At 69.7% G+C, this 18990-nt stretch carries 18 protein-coding genes and 1 pseudogene; 11 read left to right on the plus strand and 8 right to left on the minus strand.

What is annotated here, in order from left to right; translation table 11 throughout:
• Positions 1 to 654: 654 nt before the first annotated feature.
• Both ABD224_RS24755 and ABD224_RS29510 read left to right on the plus strand, forming a co-directional pair.
• Positions 655 to 924 carry a hypothetical protein gene (locus ABD224_RS24755; RefSeq protein ID WP_344053619.1) on the plus strand — a complete coding sequence of 90 codons (270 nt, stop codon included), beginning with the start codon at positions 655 to 657 and terminating at the stop codon, positions 922 to 924.
• A 100-nt stretch (positions 925 to 1024) separates the two neighbouring features.
• Positions 1025 to 1456: a zeta toxin family protein gene (locus ABD224_RS29510; RefSeq protein WP_425581046.1), complete on the plus strand. Its 432-nt coding sequence runs from the start codon at positions 1025 to 1027 to the stop codon at positions 1454 to 1456.
• 58 nt (positions 1457 to 1514) lie between these two features.
• Here ABD224_RS29510 and lysS read toward each other — a convergent pair whose 3' ends face one another.
• On the minus strand, positions 1515 to 3263 hold the full coding sequence (gene lysS, locus ABD224_RS24760) for a lysine--tRNA ligase (protein ID WP_344053621.1): 1749 nt from the start codon (positions 3261 to 3263) through the stop codon (positions 1515 to 1517).
• 235 nt (positions 3264 to 3498) lie between these two features.
• On the opposite strand from lysS, the gene argS reads away from it, so the two are divergent.
• From argS to ABD224_RS24780, 4 genes are all read left to right on the plus strand, one after another.
• Positions 3499 to 5262: an arginine--tRNA ligase gene (argS, locus tag ABD224_RS24765; RefSeq protein WP_344053623.1), complete on the plus strand. Its 1764-nt coding sequence runs from the start codon at positions 3499 to 3501 to the stop codon at positions 5260 to 5262.
• A gap of 761 nt (positions 5263 to 6023) precedes the next feature.
• Positions 6024 to 6479, plus strand: coding sequence for a hypothetical protein (locus ABD224_RS24770; protein WP_344053625.1), 456 nt, complete (start codon positions 6024 to 6026; stop codon positions 6477 to 6479).
• Positions 6480 to 7287: 808 nt separating this feature from the next.
• Positions 7288 to 7560: an SUKH-4 family immunity protein gene (locus ABD224_RS24775; RefSeq protein WP_486388852.1), complete on the plus strand. Its 273-nt coding sequence runs from the start codon at positions 7288 to 7290 to the stop codon at positions 7558 to 7560.
• 249 nt (positions 7561 to 7809) lie between these two features.
• On the plus strand, positions 7810 to 8691 hold the full coding sequence (locus tag ABD224_RS24780; RefSeq protein WP_344053627.1) for a DUF4253 domain-containing protein: 882 nt from the start codon (positions 7810 to 7812) through the stop codon (positions 8689 to 8691).
• 140 nt (positions 8692 to 8831) lie between these two features.
• On the opposite strand, the pseudogene ABD224_RS24785 reads toward ABD224_RS24780, so the two are convergent.
• The 7 genes and pseudogenes from ABD224_RS24785 to ABD224_RS24815 form a co-directional block, all read right to left on the minus strand.
• Positions 8832 to 9025: pseudogene (locus ABD224_RS24785) on the minus strand (DUF805 domain-containing protein); the annotation flags it as partial.
• Between the two features lie 55 nt (positions 9026 to 9080).
• The gene (gene hemB, locus ABD224_RS24790; RefSeq protein WP_344053629.1) at positions 9081 to 10070 is read right to left on the minus strand and encodes a porphobilinogen synthase; all 990 of its coding nucleotides are present in this window, start codon (positions 10068 to 10070) and stop codon (positions 9081 to 9083) included.
• Positions 10071 to 10150: 80 nt separating this feature from the next.
• Positions 10151 to 10900 carry a hypothetical protein gene (locus ABD224_RS24795; protein ID WP_344053631.1) on the minus strand — a complete coding sequence of 250 codons (750 nt, stop codon included), beginning with the start codon at positions 10898 to 10900 and terminating at the stop codon, positions 10151 to 10153.
• Positions 10901 to 10913: 13 nt separating this feature from the next.
• Positions 10914 to 11798, minus strand: a complete 885-nt coding sequence (locus ABD224_RS24800; protein ID WP_344053634.1) for a DNA-processing protein DprA — start codon at positions 11796 to 11798, stop codon at positions 10914 to 10916.
• Positions 11799 to 11866: 68 nt separating this feature from the next.
• Positions 11867 to 12859, minus strand: a complete 993-nt coding sequence (locus ABD224_RS24805; RefSeq protein ID WP_344053636.1) for a helix-turn-helix domain-containing protein — start codon at positions 12857 to 12859, stop codon at positions 11867 to 11869.
• A gap of 374 nt (positions 12860 to 13233) precedes the next feature.
• Entirely contained in the window at positions 13234 to 13932 is a 699-nt protein-coding gene (locus ABD224_RS24810; protein ID WP_344053638.1) for a class I SAM-dependent methyltransferase, read from the minus strand.
• 194 nt (positions 13933 to 14126) lie between these two features.
• Positions 14127 to 14585, minus strand: a complete 459-nt coding sequence (locus tag ABD224_RS24815; protein ID WP_425581047.1) for an ATP-binding protein — start codon at positions 14583 to 14585, stop codon at positions 14127 to 14129.
• Between the two features lie 216 nt (positions 14586 to 14801).
• On the opposite strand from ABD224_RS24815, the gene ABD224_RS24820 reads away from it, so the two are divergent.
• From ABD224_RS24820 to ABD224_RS24840, 5 genes are all read left to right on the plus strand, one after another.
• Positions 14802 to 15587, plus strand: coding sequence for a helix-turn-helix domain-containing protein (locus ABD224_RS24820; protein ID WP_344053682.1), 786 nt, complete (start codon positions 14802 to 14804; stop codon positions 15585 to 15587).
• Positions 15584 to 15844, plus strand: a complete 261-nt coding sequence (locus ABD224_RS24825; protein WP_079129742.1) for a DUF397 domain-containing protein — start codon at positions 15584 to 15586, stop codon at positions 15842 to 15844. Before ABD224_RS24820 ends, ABD224_RS24825 begins: the two co-directional genes overlap by 4 nt.
• A gap of 605 nt (positions 15845 to 16449) precedes the next feature.
• Positions 16450 to 17577, plus strand: a complete 1128-nt coding sequence (locus ABD224_RS24830; RefSeq protein WP_344053642.1) for an ABC transporter permease — start codon at positions 16450 to 16452, stop codon at positions 17575 to 17577.
• Positions 17574 to 18290 carry an ABC transporter ATP-binding protein gene (locus ABD224_RS24835; protein WP_344053644.1) on the plus strand — a complete coding sequence of 239 codons (717 nt, stop codon included), beginning with the start codon at positions 17574 to 17576 and terminating at the stop codon, positions 18288 to 18290. The genes ABD224_RS24830 and ABD224_RS24835 overlap by 4 nt, the downstream gene beginning before the upstream one ends.
• A 79-nt stretch (positions 18291 to 18369) precedes the next feature.
• Positions 18370 to 18957 (plus strand): TetR/AcrR family transcriptional regulator, encoded by a 588-nt coding sequence (locus tag ABD224_RS24840; protein WP_344053646.1) that lies wholly within the window; start codon positions 18370 to 18372, stop codon positions 18955 to 18957.
• Positions 18958 to 18990 lie beyond the last annotated feature (33 nt).

Genomic DNA, 18990 nt, shown 5'->3' on the forward strand with positions numbered 1-18990 from the left:
CAGCCCACCACGGCCGGACACCCCAACGGTCCGGCTGGTCGGGCCGACCAGAGCCACCCCCACCAGCCGGAAAACAACCTAAATCACCGGTATTGCGCCTAGACCGGCTGGTTCGGGTCAGTCGGTCGTTGGTCCGGGTGTGCCGTCAGCCGACGCACAGTGGGCATGGATCGCGTCGTTGCGTCGCTTCCGGGCAGACGCCGAAGCAGGGTGCCCACTGCGGGACCACCGTGAGGTGACCGACGCGATCGCCCACACGCTCCAGACCGACACGCAGCGGCCCACCTGCCGGAGAAGGACGACAACCGGCGAGGGGCTGCAACCGACTGCATATGGGCTGCCGATGGCACGTGGGAGCGGGTATTCGTCGCTCTGGTGGCGTCGGCCGACGCGAAGGTCCGGCCAGTCCAGGAGCACAAGGTTCTATTCCTCATCATGAATCTTGTCCTCCAGCAGCCGCACCAGAAGGCCGCTACTGCTGAACGTCAGGTCCTCGATTTCGAGGACGGAAACGAGACATACGAGTCCTCCAAGGGCAGCCGGCCGGCTTGCGGGCGTGGAGGCGGGCGACGGCGACAGGGATAATCGAACCGCAGATGGCACCAGCGGGCTTTTGCGCTTCTCACACAGGCGCCAGACCAGACAAGGAGTGCCTTGACGCCCTCAACGCCGACAGGCCCTTACGCCGACGTCCCCACGACTGTCGTCTACGACACCTTCGCTGAAACCGCCGCCCGGTTGACCGCCCACTACACCCGGCTGTCCGACACTGCCGCCACGCCGGAGGAACGGGAGCAGTGGTGGAACAAGGTTTTGCAGCTGCGGGACACCAGACGTGCCGTCCCGGCACATGACCGGGACCAGCTCATCGCGCACATCCAGCGCTGGCAGGCGGAACTGGCCCGGCTTGGTGATCATGACTGAGACGAGCGACTGCTTCCTCTCCGAACGGGAGTTGCAGGACCGCTTCGAGGAGCGCGTCCGGGGCTTCGTCCTCTCTGGCTACGCCCCGTAGCAGGAACCAGTGCTGGTACTGCTTGGCGGGCAGCCGGCGGTCGGCAAGAGTCAGGCCATGGCCGCCGCCCGGCAGCGGCACGCCGAGCGTCAACTGGTTCCGCTGACAGGTGACGAGCTGCGTCCGTTCCACCCACAGCACAGGAGATCCTGGAAAGCCGTGGCTGTTCCCGGACGTCACCGGCCAGGCTTCCGCCACCCGTCCAGGCGCCATGCAAGCACCTCCGCCACCGAGTCCGCCGTGTACAACTCCCGGCGAGCGGCGGCCGTGGCCGGCACCCCCACAGCGCCTCGCCATGCCGCTCGATCCACGTACACTGCGCGTTGGTCGACGGCACACCTGGACCAACAGCCGACTCATCCAGACAAAACCACCCAGAACCCCCTCACCGGGCCGGTGACAACAGCCCGGCCCGCAACACGGCGAAGGGCCGTCCGGTGAACACCACCGGACGGCCCTTCGCCGTCGAATGCCGTCGATGCCGACGCGGACGCGGCCCTTACTCCCCGAGCAGGGTCCGCACCCGCTCCTGCCCCACCGCCAGCAGCAGCGTGGGCAGGCGCGGACCGGTGTCACGCCCCACCAGCAGCCGGTACAGCAGCGCGAAGAACGACCGCTGGGCGGTCTTGATCTCCGGCGGCAGCTCCTTGGGCGTGGCGTCGGCGGAGAACCCGGCCTGGATCTTGGGCACGCCGTAGACCAGGTGGGTGAGCCCGTCGAGCGACCAGTGCTCGGCCAGCCCGTCGAGCAGCAGCCGGATCGACTCCCGGGAGGGCTCGTCGAGGGACTTCAGCAGCTCGGTGTCGGGCTCCTCGCGGACGATGGTGCGCTGGTCGGCGGGGACGTGGGTGTTGATCCACGCCTCGGCCTTGTCGTACCGCGGGCGGACCTCGTCGAGCGAGGTGAGCGGGTTGGCCGGGTCGAGCTCGCTGAGGATGCGCAGCGCCTGGTCCTGGTGGCCGGCGGTGATGTCGGCGACGGACGCGAGCGTGCGGTACGGCAGCGGGCGCGGCGTCTTCGGCAGCTCACCGGCGGCGGTGCCGATCGCACGCGTGTACGCGGCGATGTCACCGGGCAGCGCGGAGCCGCCGGCGACCTTGGCGACGAGCCTGTCCCACTCGTCGTACAGACGCTGGATCTCCTGGTCGAAGGCGATCTTGAAGGACTGGTTGGGCTTGCGCCGGGCGTACAGCCACCGCAGGATCTGCGGCTCCATGATCTTCAGCGCGTCGGCCGGGGTGGGGACCCCGCCCCGGGAGGACGACATCTTCGCCATCCCGGTGATGCCGACGAAGGCGTACATCGGCCCGATCGGCTGCGTGCCGCCGAAGAGTCCGACGATCTCCCCGCCGACCTGGTACGACGATCCCGGCGAGGAGTGGTCGACCCCGCTGGGCTCGAAGATCACGCCCTCGTACGCCCACCGCATCGGCCAGTCGACCTTCCAGACCAGCTTGCCGCGGTTGAACTCGCTCAGCCGGACCGTCTCCGAGAAGCCGCACGCGGTGCAGGCGTAGGTCATCTCGGTGGAGTCGTCGTCGTAGGCCGTGATGGTGGTGAAGTCCTTCTCGCAGTTGCCGCAGTACGGCTTGTACGGGAAGTACCCGGCGGAGCCGGAGCTGCCGTCGTCCTCGGTGGCGGCGCCCGAGCCCTCGGCGGCCGCCAGCTCGGCCTCGTCGACGGGCTTCTGCTGCTGCTTCCTGGCGTCGGCCGGCTTGGGCTTGGTCCGGTACTGGGCGAGGATCGCGTCGATCTTCTCGCGGTTCCTCATCGCGTGCAGGATCTGATCGCGGTAGGCACCGGAGGTGTACTTCTCGGTCTGGCTGATGCCGTCGAACTCCACGCCCAGCTCGGCGAGCGATTCGATCATGGCCGCCTTGAAGTGCTCGGCCCAGTTGGGGTACGGCGAGCCCTTGGGGGCCGGGACGGAGGTCAGCGGCTTGCCGATGTGCTCGGCCCAGGACTCGTCGATGCCGGCGACACCGGCCGGGACCTTGCGGTAGCGGTCGTAGTCGTCCCAGGAGATCAGGTGCCGTACCTCGTACCCCCGGCGGCGGATCTCGTCGGCGACGAGGTGCGGGGTCATGACCTCGCGCAGATTGCCCAGGTGAATGGGGCCGGACGGCGACAGACCGGACGCGACGACGACCGGTTTGCCCGGGGCCCGACGCTCCGACTCCTCGATGACGTCGTCCGCGAAACGGGAGACCCAGTCGGCGGTCTCGGTGCTCTGAGCCACGATCGGCACGTCCTCTTTCCGATTTCCTGATGTTTCTCCGTGGGCAGCCGGTGCCGTCGCACGGCCGGCCGGCCTTTCCATTGTCCCAGGAGGGTCGGCATCCACGAAAACGCCTTTTCATCCCGGGGAGCAACCCGGCGCCCCGGCGTTCACCCGCACCCGCGGACCGGAAAATTCGCTTTGCCCCGCGTGGGATACTGGCCGTGTCCGCATCCGTCCCACGAGGAGAACGGCACCCACTTCCATGACCTCGGTCACGTCCCTCACGTCAGCCGTCCACCAGCGCCTCGCGTCCGCCCTCTCGGCCGCCCTGCCGGAGAACGCCGACGCGGACCCGCTGCTGCGACGCAGCGACCGGGCGGACTTCCAGGCCAACGGGATCCTGGCGCTGGCGAAGAAGGCCAAGGCCAACCCGCGGGAGCTGGCGACGCAGGTCGTCGAGCACGTGGTCACCGGTGATGTGATCCAGAGCGTCGAGGTCTCCGGGCCCGGCTTCCTCAACATCATGGTCACCGACCGGGCGATCATGGAGAACCTGGCCGCGCGGGCGGCCGACCCGGAGGGCCGGCTGGGCGTGCCGTACGCGGAGCGCCCCGGCACGACGGTGATCGACTACGCCCAGCCGAACGTGGCCAAGGAGATGCACGTCGGCCATCTGCGGTCCGCGGTGATCGGCGACTCCGTCGTCAAGCTCCTGGAGTTCACCGGCGAGAACGTGATCCGCCGGCACCACATCGGCGACTGGGGCACCCAGTTCGGCATGCTCATCCAGTACCTGGACGAGCACCCGCACGAGCTGGACCACAAGTCCGCCGAGGTGACCGGCGAGGAGGCGATGTCGAACCTCGACCGCCTCTACAAGGCCGCGCGGAAGCTGTTCGACTCCGACGAGGAGTTCAAGACCCGGGCGCGGCGCCGGGTGGTGGACCTCCAGGCCGGGGATCCGCACACGGTGGCCATGTGGCAGAAGTTCGTGGACGAGTCGAAGATCTACTTCTACTCCGTCTTCGACAAGCTGGACATGGAGATCCGGGACGAGGACATCGTCGGCGAGTCCGGCTACAACGACATGCTGGCCGAGACCTGCCGCCTGCTGGAGGAGTCGGGCGTCGCGGTCCGCTCCGAGGGCGCCCTGTGCGTCTTCTTCGACGACGTCAAGGGCCCGGACGGCAAGCCGGTCCCGCTGATCGTCCAGAAGTCCGACGGCGGCTACGGCTACGCGGCGACCGACCTGTCGGCGATCCGCGACCGCGTCTTCAACCTCAAGGCGGACACCCTGCTGTACGTGGTGGACGCCCGCCAGTCCCTGCACTTCAAGATGGTCTTCGAGACCGCACGGCGCGCCGGCTGGCTGAACGACGACGTCACGGCGTACCAGCTGGCCTTCGGCACGGTGCTCGGCAAGGACGGCAAGCCGTTCAAGACGCGGGAGGGCGAGACCGTCCGCCTGGTGGACCTCCTCGACGAGGCGATCGAACGCGCCTCGGCGGTCGTCCGGGAGAAGGCGCAGGACCTCTCCGAGGAGGAGATCGCCGAGCGGGGCGCCCAGGTGGGCATCGGCGCGGTGAAGTACGCGGACCTGTCGACGTCGGCGAACCGGGACTACAAGTTCGACCTGGACCAGATGGTCTCGCTGAACGGCGACACCAGCGTGTACCTCCAGTACGCCTACGCCCGGATCCAGTCCATCCTCCGCAAGGCCGGCGAGGCCCGCCCGGCCGCCCACCCGGACCTGGCCCTGACGGAGGCGGAGCGGGCGCTCGGCCTGCACGTGGACGCCTTCGCGGAGACGGTGCGGGAGGCGGCGGCGGAGTACGCCCCGCACAAGCTGGCGGCCTACCTGTACCAGCTGGCCACCCTCTACACGTCCTTCTACGACAAGTGCCCGGTGCTGAAGGCCGAGACCCCGGAGCAGGTCGAGAACCGCCTGTTCCTCTGCGACGTCACGGCCCGCACCCTGCGCCAGGGCATGGCCCTGCTGGGCATCAGGACGCCCGAGCGGCTCTGATCCGCGCGAGCCGCCCGCCCCGGGGTCTCCCTCAGGGGCTGCGAAGACCGTCCCCGCAGCCCCTGAGGGAGCCTCGGGCCGTTTCCCCTCGGATCGTCCGATCGCCGGGTGATGTGCGGCCTTGAGTGATGCCCAGTGGGCGAGGACCGAGCCGTTGCCACCGGACCGGACTCCGAAGCAGGGCAGGCGGGGGACGCACCAGCGTTCACCCGAGTCATGGCCCGCTTACGAGTGCCCCGGACCGTCGGACGACTCGACGACGTACGGCGCACCCTCAACTTGCCGCTCTCGTCGGCATTCGAGTGCATCGACGGCACGGGCGCCCGGCAGATCGTCACCGACGCGACGGAACCGGGACGCGCGCACCCCGCGGGGAACTCCTCTGGCACCGCCTGTGCGCCCAGGGCGTCGCACTCGGGCAGGTGCGGCGCGTCTCCTGCGAACCCGAGCTGTGCATGATGCCGGGCCACTAGTGCGCCGTATGGCTCCAGGCAGCCTTCCCGCACGCGGAGTTCACCCACAGCTTCGACTACGGCACCACGGCCGACTCCTGGAAAGAGAAGCTCAAGGAGCTGCTCACGCACGCCGATTCCACCGCAAGGTCTTCCCAGAGAGCGGTATGTGAGCGCATAAATGATGTACCGTCACTTGAACGTGTGGCAGGGCGGCATCCGGCGAGCCTGGGCATGTTGCGCACAGTGGCCTGTGAAGGCTGACTTGACGGCATCGCCGCAAGAACGGCATCGATGACGGGGGGATCCATGGGGCTGTGGGTGAAGTTGCCGCTGGAGAACGGCGAAGAAGTGCTGTGCGTGAAGACGGGGGCCGTTCTCATACCCGGTACAGAGCTTGCTCTGATCGGCGGGATACTCGTACTCACCAACCGGCGGCTCTACCACGGTCCGTTGGACACCCGCCTCCTTGGCCAATTGCTCTCCCGATTCGCCGACGCGGTCGGGCCGACAGGCAGTGGCGAACTGATCGACTTGCTCATTGAATGGTCGAACAAGGCGCGGACCGTGCCGCTGACGGCCATCGCATCCGCGACCGCCATCCGGACTTCGTCGATCCGTATCACCACACAGGACGGCAAACACCGCGACTTCGGCATTGCCGCCAGCTGGAAGAGTCCGGTGTGGTCGCGAAGAAACCCGCCGCACCGCGACGAGATGCTCGCAGCCATTCTTCGGGCGACTGAAGCCGCACGTCAGGAGTAGCACGGCGCGGCACGAGAAGGCGGTATGCCTGGTTTTCTGCTTCGTTGAGAGTGAGCGGGCAGGTCGCGGCGTTCAGGGTGGCTTACGGCCGCGGATGGGTGAACAAGCCCTGCCCGGTCTCGGCCATGATCCCGCGTTCGACGATCCGCTTGAGCTTCAGGCGGGTGTTGTTGATGGTGTCGGGCCCGATCTCCAGGTCCATCGCCTCGCTCGCACACCTGCCGCGTCCGCAGCGGGGCCGGCGGCGTGGGCGAGCGGGACCGGCTCGGGCAGCTCCAGCGACGTCCTGCGGGTGATCCGGACCTCCTCGGCTGCCCGGCCGGGTTCGTCCGGCCGCAGCGTGACAGGTGCCGGCACGGATGTGCACTCCACGGCAGGGGGACCAACCGTGGGGCACATGGGTGGTGAAGCCCCCGGAGAGGGGCTGCATCAGGTGACCTGGCACCTCACAGGACGATGTCGATGAGCCACTCGATGGCCGCCTCGACGGAGACCGTGCCGTCCAGGGCCAGGGGCTCCCCCACCCGCCGGGAACGGTGGGGGCGCTGCCCCTCGACGCACCGATGGCCCGGAAACCGTGTATGTGCCGGAAACGGCGGTGCCCGTACCCCCGGACTTCCGTGCCGGGGTCCCTCAGAACCTAACCCTCTTTCAATCACCAGTTCCGGATACTGAGACGCACATGCCCGGAAGCTCTCCTTTCCTCACGGGATTCAACCCGATCGCACTCGGCAGCCGGTTCGCTCACCACGGGCTTCCCTGCCCTCCGGAGAACCGGACATGGTGACCGCTGGGCTACCTCTTCACGTTGCTCATCGCCCTGGACCCGGAAACCGGGAAGGTGTACTCCTTCCCCGAGGGCGAGACCCGGTACACCCTCCTGCATCGTGATGTGGAGTCACTGGTGTTCGTCCGCGTCAAGTTCCGGAAACTCGAAGTCGCCCACGAGAACGGCGCCGCCCCGAAGGAGATCGCCGAACGTTTCCGGCGGGTGGTCGGCGCCTTCGACCCCACCCCGTTCGCCGACAACGAATCACAGTGGAACCTGTCGCTCGAAGAGCTGGAGCACGGAATGTGGTGAGCCCCGGCCAGGACGCAGCGGGAGGCGCCGTACCTGCGGCACGGCGAGCTTCGCGCGCGTGAGACCGGAAGTTCCCCGAGACGTCGGTCCCGGCGTCGATCCCGGCCCAGCGTAGGACGGCGCATCACGTGTGGAACGGGACCGGACGTCCCCTGAAGACGCCATGAAAGCCGCCGCCTGGACGTCCTCCCCAACTCCCCGGAGAGGCCCCGGAGTCCACTGTCAGCGACTGCCCTTACAGTCACCCGCATGGCGACTCTTCCCAATCCTCTGCCCAAGCTGGCGGCCGACCCGAGCGGGCGTACGCTCGGACTGCGACTGGCGCCCGGTGTCCTGCTCGAGACGACGGACGACGGGCCATGGCACGAGCCGTTGCTCTGGTACGCCGGGCGGTCGGCGGCCCCGGGGAACTGGGCGGCGCTGGGCACGCCCGCGACCCGGGCGGGCCTGCTGCCGGTGCTCATCGACGTGGGCGGCAGCCCGGGCGGGCCGGAGAAGTGGGAGTTGCGGCCCGGGGAGATGTCGTATCCCGGGGAGCACGACGCCGAGGAGGTCCTGGCCGACTTCTGGGCTGAGTACGCCGAGGATGCAGCGACGGCCGACGAGGACTGGCCGGACGGGGAAACCGCCGTCGGCGTCCTCACGGAGCCCATGACGTTCGACGAGACGGTCGCTCCCTTCGGTCCGCGGTGGCCCGGACTCGCCCCGGCCGGGGTGCTCGGTGCGGACCCGGCCGTGCGGGCCGCCGCTGTCGCCGACGCGCTGGCGGACGGCCGGCTCCCCTGGTTCAAGGAGCTCCGTCTCGCCCTGGTACCGGCCCGCCGTTCCGCCGACATACCGGCGGTCCTCGGCTGGACCGGCCCGCTCAACTACGAGGACGACGTGGCCCGTCTGTGCGCGGTGCTCCGCTCCTGGGAGGACCGCTTCGGCATACGGGTCGTCGCGCTCGGCTTCAATCTCCTCGTCGTCTCCGTGGCGGCCCCGCCCGCCACCCCCGCCGAGGCGGAGGCGGTGGCGGCGGAGCACTTCGCGTTCTGCCCGGACATCATCACGCAGGGCGAGGAGCACACCCTGCGCTCCTACGCCCGGGGGCTCGTCGGCGAGCACCTGTGGTCCTTCTGGTGGGACTGACCGGCCGAGCATCCCGTCGCGGGCGGCTTCGCCCCAAAGAACGGCGCGGCCTCCCGCCCACCCTGGGGACGGGCAGGAGGCCGCACGTGGAACGGGGGGCGAGGACGGAAGGTCCGAGGGAAGCGCCGGGGCGCGTTCGGTCAGGCCACGGCCGTCTTCGGGTTGGGGCCGTACTGGTTGGTGCCCGGCTGCGAGTCACTGGCCAGGAAGACCAGCAGCACGTGGCACCGACCAGCGGCACCAGGGCGATGAGGACCCACCAGCCCGAGCGGCCCGTGTCGTGCAGACGACGGACCGCGACTCCCAGTCCCGGAAGCAACACGGCCAGGCTGTAGGGGACTTGGAAAACCGCACATCGAGCGCCCGGCCGATGACGGCTCACCCGCCGGTCACAGCTTCCGCGCGACCTCGGTGGCCCAGTAGGTGAGGATGGTGCGCGCACCGGCCCGCTTGATGCCGGTCAGGGTCTCCAGGATGGCCCGGTCCCGGTCGATCCAGCCCTTCTCGGCGGCGGCCTCGACCATCGCGTACTCCCCGGAGATCTGGTAGGCGACGACGGGCACGTCCACGGCGTCGGCGACCCGGGCGAGGACATCGAGGTACGGTCCGGCCGGCTTGACCATCACCATGTCGGCGCCCTCCTCCAGGTCGAGCGCCAGCTCGCGCAGCGACTCACGGAGGTTCGCCGGGTCCTGCTGGTAGGTCTTGCGGTCGCCCCGCAGCGAGGAGCCCACCGCCTCCCGGAAGGGGCCGTAGAAGGCGGAGGCGTACTTGGCGGTGTAGGCGAGGATCGCGACGTCCTGCCGCCCGATCCGGTCGAGCGCCTCACGGATGACGCCGATCTGCCCGTCCATCATCCCGCTGGGCCCGACCACATGCGCCCCTGCCTCGGCCTGCACCTGGGCCATCTCGGCGTACCGCTCGAGCGTGGCGTCGTTGTCGATCCGCCCCTCGGCGTCCAGCACTCCGCAGTGCCCGTGGTCGGTGTACTCGTCCAGACACAGGTCGGACATGACGAGCAGGTCGTCCCCGACCTCGGCCCGCACATCGCGCAGCGCGACCTGCAGGATCCCGTCCGGATCGGTCCCGGCGCTGCCGCGGCCGTCCTTCTTCCCCTCCTCCGGCACCCCGAACAGCATGATGCCGGAGACCCCGGCCTCCACCGCCTCCGCGGCCGCCTTCTTCAGGCTGTCCCGCGTGTGCTGCACGACTCCGGGCATCGCCCCGATCGGCACCGGCTCGCTCACGCCCTCCCGCACGAACGCGGGCAGGATGAGGTCCGCCGGGTGCAGCCGGGTCTCGGCGACCATGCGCCGCATGGCGGGTGTGGTGCGCAGCCGACGAGGACGCGTACCGGGAAAGGCTCCGTACTTCGTCATGTCCCCTACGCTACGCCCGCCCGTTTCCTGCTTTTACCGACACGGAGTCGGTCCCGGGCAGCCTCGCTCACCCTTGCTTGTCAGCCGTGCTTCCAGGGCCTGAGCGGGCAGACGTCCCAGGAATAGCGTCGCAGTCGCGCCTGTTCGACGTGGATCGCCGTGTTCCCGTAGCCGGTATTGAGATGCCGCCCGAGAACCACGACGGCCACACTGCCCGCGCCGGCGGCTTTGAGCGCGGCGGCTGCCGACTGTGCATGACTGCCGGTGGTCCAGGTGTCGTCGATGAGCAGGACGTTCTCGCCCCATAACGCCGCCGATGCGTAGCGTGCGGAAGACACCGTACGCCCCAGGCCGGCCGCCTCCGATGTCGGCACAAGCAGGTCGCGGTGGCGGTCACGGGTGACACCGACGGTTTCGGCAACCATGGTACGCAGAGGATGATCTACGCGCCCGCTGGTGCTGGGCACCGTGGTGACGACGTCGAAGCCGGCGACAGCGCAGTGGTCGGTGATGCAGTCCTCGTGCTGAGCGAGGAAACGCCACAGGACGGCTGCCAGCCCCATGCGGAAGTACTGCTGCTGAGGCCCTGCGGCATTCTTGTAACGCCAGAGTTCATTGGCGTACTGCTCTCCCTTGAGGGCCAGGCTGACAGGGATGACGGCATCGGCCACACCCTTTCCGAGAAGCCTGCCCGCCTCGTGACACGGCCAACATGTGGGGTATCCAGCCTTGGCCGGTCCGCGGCAGACCTGGCACACGCCCGGGCCGGGCAGCAGCGGATGGACGAGAAAGTTGGCGTAGCGGGCGGACAGCCCGACGACGGTTGCCACGCCGGTCCGCCGACTAGGCCCAGGTCAGCTCGCCCGTGGTGGGGACGAGGGAGTCGAGTTGATCGAACACGTCTTCGGGACCGTCGATGACAGTTGTGTTGGGCCTGGCGGCGTACTCCCTCGCCCACTCATGAGTCATGAGAGAGCGCATGAGGAAAACCCGGCGGCCGTGCTCCAGGGCAAGCCGGGCCTGCATGCGGGCGCCGCTGCGGTAAGCCGCCTCGATCACGACCGTGGCCAGGCTGTACCCGCTCATCACGGCGTTACGCAGGGGGAACGACTCCTTCGAGGGCGGCGCGTCCGGCCAGAACTGTGAGATCAGCAGACCCCGCTCGGCGATCTCTCGCTGGAGCCGTGCGTTCTGGGCCGGGTAAGCGTGGCGCAGTCCGGTCCCGATGACGGCGACGGTACGGCCCCCGACGGCAAGAGCAGCGCCATGGGCCGCGGTGTCGATACCGGCGGCCAAGCCGGAGACGACCGTGACGCCACGCTCGGCGAGACCGCCCGCGACGGCGCGGGCGCGGGCGATGCCTTCCGGGGTGGGATTACGGGTACCCACGACTGCGACCCGCAGATCGTCCTCGACGATCCTCCCGCGGAGAAAAAGAAACGGCGGGCGCTGGTGAACCAGCCTCAGGTACAGCGGGTATTCCTCATCGAGAATCGTGACCAGCCGCATGCCTTCGCGCTCCCAGGCAGCGATCTCAGCGGCAACGCTGTCCAGGTCTACCGTGGGGCCGGTGTCGAAGAGCGCCCCCTGTCCAGAGGCATCGAGTGAGTTTTCCAGTACCTCGCGGGCACTGCCGACGGCCTCGATCTGGTCAGTGAGCTCGGACCAGGCGCGATCGCCACGCCGCAGCAGCGTGACGAGAGCAGCTCGCTCCAGTTCCCGGTCCATGTCGCAAGTATAGGAATGTGGCCCGAAGCACCAGATCTCTTCATCGGATGGCGCGGATGGGCACGGGCTCAGGCTGCGCACGCGACCTCACTCGTCGTCCTCGGCGTCAACGGGGCCGTTCGGCAGTCGCGGCAGCGTCCCGGCTCCGGGGCGCGGAAGGCCCGTTCACAGCCGTCGCAGGTCTGGAAGGGGTGGGGACGGTGGGCACTGCTCACGGTCCCCGCCGTGACCGGCGGGGACGCCGGGACCGCCGGAAGCGGTGGGGGCAGCAGGGTGCGGAGGCGGTAGGCGATCACTCCGGCCGGGTGCTTCAGATCCTCGGGCAGGCCGGTCACCAGGGTGTGGTGGAGGACGGCGGCGGTGACCCCTCGCTCCAGCCAGTCGACGACCCTCGGGGCCAGTGCGTCCACGTCTCGAGAGGAGAGGGTGAGGCGGTCGTCGGCGCGGCGCAGGCCCGCGAGAAGGGTGACGGCCTTGTCGTAGTGCCGCCGGTCACGCGGACTGCGGTCGCCTTCCGGCGGCGCCGTCCGGGCAGGCGTCCCGGGACGGTCGGGCCGTACGTCCGAGGGCACGGGCTCGGCCGGCGGGCGAACCAATGGCCGGTGCCGGTCCCGATCCCGGTCGTCCTCCTGGGGCGGTTCCTGGACCTCCGCCGAGGGGCGTGCCACAGGGCCACGCGCACGGGCCGCCGCAGTGCGGCCGCGGAGGGGGGACGCGACCGCCCGGAGCGGCGTGTGGTGGACGTACGTCCGCGTGCACAGGCGCCCCGATTCCGTCCGTTCGCGCACCCGCTCCAGATAGCCCTGCGCCTCCAGCTCCCGCAGCGCGGACGCGATCCGCTCCCGTCCCTCGGGGAAGCGGTCCGCGAGACTGCGGATGTCGACCGGGGTGCCCTCGGGCAGCGACAGGATGTGCGTGCCCAGTCCGATCGCGGTCAGCGACAGCTCGCGGTGCTGGGCGAGGTGGTTGCCGACGACCACGTACTGGCCCGACTGGTACGTGCGTACGTGGGTGACACCGGAGTGGGTGGAGGTCCGCCGAACACCCTGCTTCGGGCGCATGGCAGCAGTAGGCTTTTCGCCAGCCATGGGGAAGGTCCTTTCTTCCTCGTTGGTCAGGCCCTCGCACCGGGATGACGGTCCCGGCGGGGGCCGATGCATATGGGGGATCAAGCAGGCGTCGAACAGGTGCCGAGCAGACTGCCGAGCAGGCACCGCACGGTCGCCTCGTCGCGAGCCTGCCCGCCCGCCTCACCCCCGCGCCACCCATACCAACCGGTTTCACCCACCCGAGTGACCACTGCGAGGTTTGGCTGGTTGGGTGGGTTTTTTCCCGGAGTTCTTTGGTCTTTTACCGCCCGCAGCCCCGGCCCGCGTACCGCCGCAACCCGTACTACCTGGCTCCGGTGCGTGGTCCGCATCTGCCGGGCCGACGCTCACGACGAGCGGTACGCAGTCACCAACAGTGCGTCGGCAGTGCGCGGCCCTTCCCCGCCGGGCAGCACATCGACGCTGATCCGTGTGAACCCCGCCTCGTCGAGCAGCTTGACCCACACCTGTTCCTGGAGCACCCAGCGGCGCATCGTGGTCGCCTCCCCGTCCGGCGTCCTCGCCGGGATGTCGACGTGCCGTACGTCGGGCTGCGCGGGCGAGCCGTCGAGACAGTGGCCGAGGGTGGAGAACACCAGCCGTCCGCCCGCCCTCAGCGCGGTCGCCGCCGCGGGAAGCAGTGCGCGCGGCTCGGTGAAGTCCACCGCGCCGAAGACGCTGTACAGCACGTCGTACGTGTCCCGCCCCGCGTGCAGGTGGCTCACCACGTCGGACCGCACGATGCGCAGACGGGGCGCAAGGTGGCCGTACAGATCGGTGGCCATGGCGTGCTGGGCGGGCGAGGCGTCGATCGCGACAACTCGAACGGGACGGTGGTGGACGGCCAGATGGGCAGCGTGCCGGGCGGCCCCGGCGCCGAGGTCACCGACGCACAGCCCCGTCAGGTCGCCGAGGACTTCAGGGCCCGGCCCGCCGTCCTGCTCCCAGTTCCAACGGAAGTCGTCGGGCACAGTCCGATCAGTGGCGTGGCGAGTGCGCCCGTAGTGGTGCCAGAGATCTGCGGTGTGGGGGGTCACCCACGTCATCCTGGCGGGCGCGGCCGGACCGCGAGCCGGTTCGCCGAAGTCTCACCCGATCGCCCCAGGAATTGCCCCGGGGCTCGACCATCGACCGGCCCCGGGCGCGTACAGGAGCTGTACGTCGCCGTGACGCGAGGCGGTTGACGTCAGGGACACCCTCAACCGCCGGCATACCGGACATCATCGGCCACCGGCAGCCGTCAAGAGCCGAGATCCAGCTCCGCCCACACCGTCTTGGCGGGCATCGGGCCGCCTTGCACGCCCCAGCGGTCGGCCAACTCCTCCACCAGCAGCAGGCCGTAGCCGGATTCGTGAAGCAATTCACTTGCGGACCGCGTCCGTTCCGGCAGGCGTTCGCCCCGGGTGTCGGTCACCTCGATACGGAGTGTGGCCGACGGGACGACGGTCAGGGTGAGGCGGAAACTCCGGCCGGGCACACGGCCGTGCACGGCGGCGTTCGCCGCGAGTTCAGCCACGATCAGCCGAGCCGGGTCCAACGGCAGCCCCCATCTGCGCAGGTGCTCCGCCGCCAGCAGCCTGGCCAGCCGGGCGCCACGACGGGTCGCCGACAACGGCACCGAGAAGCACGGCTCGGCGGGCGCGGCGGCAGGCGTCGGCGCGGTAGCGGAATTTCCGGTTCGGGTGATTTCCTCAGTCACGTCACTCAGCGTGTTCGCCCGCACCTAGCCTGTGAAGACCCGGTGTCCGTGCGGACGGTGACCGTCCGGACCCGGTCCGGTTTCCGTCCGGCTCGTCCGCAGTGACGGCCCGCGCACGGCCGGAGTTGACCCCAGAGGCGCGGCGAAAGGCGGTGACGCGTGACGGACGCGGACAGCTGGAACACGGATCCGGAGGACGACGAGGCCAGGGGCGCCATGCGGGCGGTCATCCGGCAGCTGAAGCTGTGGCGGGAGTCCGCCGGCATGACCCAGGCGGAGTTCGGGGCGGCCATCGGGTACGGACAGGAGCTGGTCTCCTCCGTGGAACGGGGACGGCGGATCCCCCGCCCCGAGTACCTGGACGCGGCGGACGAGGCCCTGAACGCGGGCGGCAAGATCTCGGCGATGAAGGAGGACGTGGCGGAGGCCCGGTACCCGAAGAAGGTACGGGACCTGAAAAAGCTGGAGGCAGAGGCCGTCGAGCTGGGCGCCTACAACAACTCCGTGATCCACGGGCTGTTGCAGACGGAAGAGTACGCGCGGGCAGTGTTCAGCGCCCGTCGGCCTCCCTTCTCAGCGAGCGAGCTCGAACAGCGGCTGTCGGCCCGCGTGGCGCGTCAGGAGATCGTCGACGACACGACGGCCCGCCCCTTCTTCAGCTTTGTCCAATGCGAGTCGACGCTCCGTCGGCCCATCGGGGGCAAGATGGTGATGCGCGGGCAACTCGAACGGCTGCTGGAGGTCGGTCAGTTCAGCAATGTCGACCTCCAAGTGCTTCCACTGGACCGTGAGGAGAACTCGGGTCTCGCGGGATCGTTCAGATTGCTCAGGCTCAAGGACGGCACGACGGTCGGGCACGTCGAGGTTCAGCACATCAGTCGCGTGATCACCGATCCGAAAGAAGTACAGCTCCTCGACATGCGTTATGGGACTATCCGGGCACAGGCTCTCAGCCCGCGAGAGTCGATGGCCCTCATCGAGAAAGCGCTTGGAGAGACATGACCCTCAAGCCCTACAGCGGAGCCAATCCCGACTCTGCGTGGACAAAGAGCAGCTACAGCACGGCAGACGGACCGGACTGCGTCGAAGTGGCCTGGAGGAAGAGCAGCTACAGCACGGACGAAGGTCCCGACTGCGTCGAGGTGGCAACCGTCCCCGACCGCATCCTCGTCCGCGACTCCAAGAACCCCCACGGCCCCCGCCTCACCCTCACCCCCACCGCCTGGGCGGCCTTCCTGCCCTACGCCTCCGGGCACTGACGAAGGCGACACACGGCGGAGCACCCCGCGGGAAGGCGCTCCGCCGTCACCCTCACTCGGCCGGGCTCCCACCCGCCGCGCTGCCCCGCCCCTCGCCTGCCGCAACGTCCCGCAATCCCCGCAATCACGGTGCCCCTTCCAAGGCCCTGCTGCTCTCCCCAAACCACGGCGAAGCGGCAAGTAGCCCTCCGAGCGGATCCGGGCTCGCCGTACGGCCCTGCCGCATGCGTCGAGCGCATCTTCACGCTGCGAGCCGTCCACCACCCTGAAGCGCACGGCCCCCTGAAGCGCACGCCGAAGCCCTCGGCCCTCCATCCATGGCCACGTTCTTGGCCGCCGCTTCGGCGGCTCACCTCCTGCCCCTCCACCTCGCCGGCGAACCCGGCGCAGAGCCCCGCAAAGGCCAGGGCCCTACGGAGTCGCATCGCCTCCGCGGGGATGCCGGTCCACCGGGAGCGTCCGGCCGGTGCGTACGGCACGCACAGGGCTTGCCGACAGGCGTGTCGGCAACTTGGGTAAGATGCCGACACCTACGTCGTCAAGTCCAGGTAAAGGGCCGGCGTGTCCCACCGTCGCGCCCCTCACCCTCATCGCTCGGAGATCCCGTGTTCCTTGCCCTACGCGACCTGCGCTTCGCCCGCGGTCGCTTCGCCCTGATGGGTGCGGTGGTCGCACTCATCGCCGTACTCGGCGTACTGCTGTCCGGCCTTGCCTCCGGCCTGGCGCATGACGGCATATCCGGTCTGCGTGCGCTGCCCATGACCCACATGGCCTTCGACGAGAAGGCCACCAGCGAACAGTTCTCCCGCTCGACCGTGGAGCAGGAGGACTGGCAGGCATGGGCCAAGGCCCCGGGCGTGGAGCGGGCGGAGCCCTTCGGGAACACCCTGATCCACGCTCAGGTGACCCGGGGCGCCCGGAAGGGCACACAGGTCAACCTCGCCGTCTTCGGCATGGAACCGGACTCCTCCCTGGCCCCCAGCCCCAGCCGGGGCAAGGGCCTGGAAGAGGGCGGTGCAAGCGTCGTGATCACCCAGGAGATCGCCGACCTGGGTGTGGAGATCGGGGATGTCCTGACCGCGGACAGGAGCGAGGTGCGGATGAAGGTCGTGGGCCTGGTCGACGAGGCCGTTTCCTACGGCCACATCGGCGTCGTCTACACCGACCTCGACACCTGGCGTCACCTGCACTACGGCCTGCCGGGCGACCTGCCCGAGGCCGCGCGCCGGCAGGCCACGGCCGTCGCCCTGACCCTGAAGCCGGACGCCGACGTCAGCGCCGTGGAGAAGGCGACCGCCACCCGCGCCGACACCAAGGAGGCCACCTTCGACGCCTCTCCCGGCTACGCGGCCGAGTCGAGCACCATGGCCCTGATCAAGGGCTTCCTGTACGCCATCTCCGCCTTGGTCGTCGGTGCGTTCTTCACCGTCTGGACGATCCAGCGCAAGGCCGAGATCGCCCTGCTGAAGGCGCTCGGCGCCCCCACCGGATACATCCTGCGCGACGCGCTCGCCCAGGTCGTCGTCGTGCTCGTCGGCGCCACGGCCGTCGGCACCGCCGTCGGTCTGGCCCTGGGAAGCGCGATGGTCGGCAAGGCCCCCTTCTCGCTCTCCGCCCCGGCCGTCGCCACCTCTTCCGGCCTTCTGATCGGCTTCGGGACCGTGGGCGCCGCCGCCGCCGTCCGCCGCATCACCGCCGTCGACCCCCTGACCGCTCTGGGAGCCGCCCGATGACCACGCCCTCCACTGATCACCGAGCCGCCCCGGACGCCGTGGGCTCCGGCGGACTGCGCCTGGACGACGTCACCCTCGTCCTGGGGGACGGCGACACCGCCGTCACCGCCCTCGACCACGTCAGCCTGAACGTCGCCCCCGGCGAATTCGTCGCCGTCGTCGGCCCGTCGGGCTCCGGCAAGTCCAGCCTTCTCGCCGTCGCCGGCGGCCTTCAGCGGCCCACCTCGGGCACCGTGCACATCGCCGGCACCGAACTGACCGCCCTGTCGGACAAGGAGCGCACCGCGGCACGCCGCCGTCACATCGGCTTCGTCTTCCAGCAGTCGAATCTGCTGGCCTCCCTGACGGTCAGGGAACAGCTCCTGCTGCCCCTGCACATCGACGGCCGTCTCGACGCCGCGGCCCGGGCCCGAGCCGACGAACTCCTCGAGGCGGTCGATCTCACGCACCGCGCCGGCTCCCGCCCGCACCAGCTGTCCGGAGGCGAACGCCAGCGCGCGGGGCTGGCCCGGGCCCTGATGACCTCTCCCGCCGTGCTGCTGGTGGACGAACCCACCTCCGCTCTGGACCGGGCGCGTTCGGCCGAGGCGGTGCGGCTGATCGCCGAGCAGACCCATGAGCACGGCACGGCCACGGTCATGGTCACCCACGACACGGCGATAATGGACGCCGCCGACCGGGTCCACGAGATGGTCGACGGTCGCCTGTCCTGACCGGAGCCGCAGACCGGCACCCCAGCCGCAGACCGGCACTTCACTCCGGCTCCGTCCGCCTCCCAGGAGTCCGCCTCGTATGCCGAAGATCAATGCCTCCACCGTCGCCGAGCACCGTGCCCAGCAGCGCGAGGCACTGATCGAGGCAGCGATCGACATCCTGGTGAACGAGGGCGCCGCCGCCGTCACCCCGGCGGCGGTCGGCGCCCGCGCGGGTCTGGCCCGCTCCAGCGTGTACCAGTACTTCGACTCCTCGGCGGCCCTCCTGGCCACCATCACGGAGGAGGCCTTCCGGCGCTCCAACGAGGCGATCGCCCGCGCCATGGCCACCGCGAACAGCCCGATGGAACGCATCGAGGCGTTCTTCAGGGAAAGCCTCCGCCTCGGCGCCGAAGGCGCGCACCGGCCCGCCATCGCCCTGATGAGCGCCGGCCTTCCCCCCGCCTGCCAGGAACGGCTGATGGAACTCCACGCGGAGCACGTCGAGCCGTTCCGCACAGCCGTACGGCAGCTCGGCACCCCCGAACCCATGCTTACGGCCGATCTGATCGCCGGGATGCTGCACATGGCCCTCGCCGCCCTCGAGCGCGGCGCCCCGCTCGACACCGTGACGGAACGCACTCTCGCTCTCGTGCGCCGCTGTCTCGCTCCGACGACGGGGCGCTGAAGCGGGCATTCTGCCGGTCCGGAGGCGTCCGCC

This window comes from Streptomyces thermoalcalitolerans (assembly GCF_039525155.1).
Classification (GTDB): domain Bacteria; phylum Actinomycetota; class Actinomycetes; order Streptomycetales; family Streptomycetaceae; genus Streptomyces; species Streptomyces thermovulgaris.

Excerpts from the sequence above, each read along its gene's own strand:
- ABD224_RS24835 (WP_344053644.1), top strand. The coding sequence starts at position 17,574 with ATGACCACGCCCTCCACTGATCACCGAGCCGCCCCGGACGCCGTGGGC.
- argS (WP_344053623.1), top strand. The coding sequence starts at position 3,499 with ATGACCTCGGTCACGTCCCTCACGTCAGCCGTCCACCAGCGCCTCGCG.
- ABD224_RS24820 (WP_344053682.1), top strand. The coding sequence starts at position 14,802 with ATGCGGGCGGTCATCCGGCAGCTGAAGCTGTGGCGGGAGTCCGCCGGC.
- ABD224_RS24805 (WP_344053636.1), bottom strand. The coding sequence starts at position 12,859 with ATGCGCCCGAAGCAGGGTGTTCGGCGGACCTCCACCCACTCCGGTGTC.
- hemB (WP_344053629.1), bottom strand. The coding sequence starts at position 10,070 with ATGACGAAGTACGGAGCCTTTCCCGGTACGCGTCCTCGTCGGCTGCGC.
- ABD224_RS24770 (WP_344053625.1), top strand. The coding sequence starts at position 6,024 with ATGGGGCTGTGGGTGAAGTTGCCGCTGGAGAACGGCGAAGAAGTGCTG.
- ABD224_RS24780 (WP_344053627.1), top strand. The coding sequence starts at position 7,810 with ATGGCGACTCTTCCCAATCCTCTGCCCAAGCTGGCGGCCGACCCGAGC.
- ABD224_RS24810 (WP_344053638.1), bottom strand. The coding sequence starts at position 13,932 with ATGACGTGGGTGACCCCCCACACCGCAGATCTCTGGCACCACTACGGG.
- ABD224_RS24800 (WP_344053634.1), bottom strand. The coding sequence starts at position 11,798 with ATGGACCGGGAACTGGAGCGAGCTGCTCTCGTCACGCTGCTGCGGCGT.
- ABD224_RS24840 (WP_344053646.1), top strand. The coding sequence starts at position 18,370 with ATGCCGAAGATCAATGCCTCCACCGTCGCCGAGCACCGTGCCCAGCAG.
- ABD224_RS24825 (WP_079129742.1), top strand. The coding sequence starts at position 15,584 with ATGACCCTCAAGCCCTACAGCGGAGCCAATCCCGACTCTGCGTGGACA.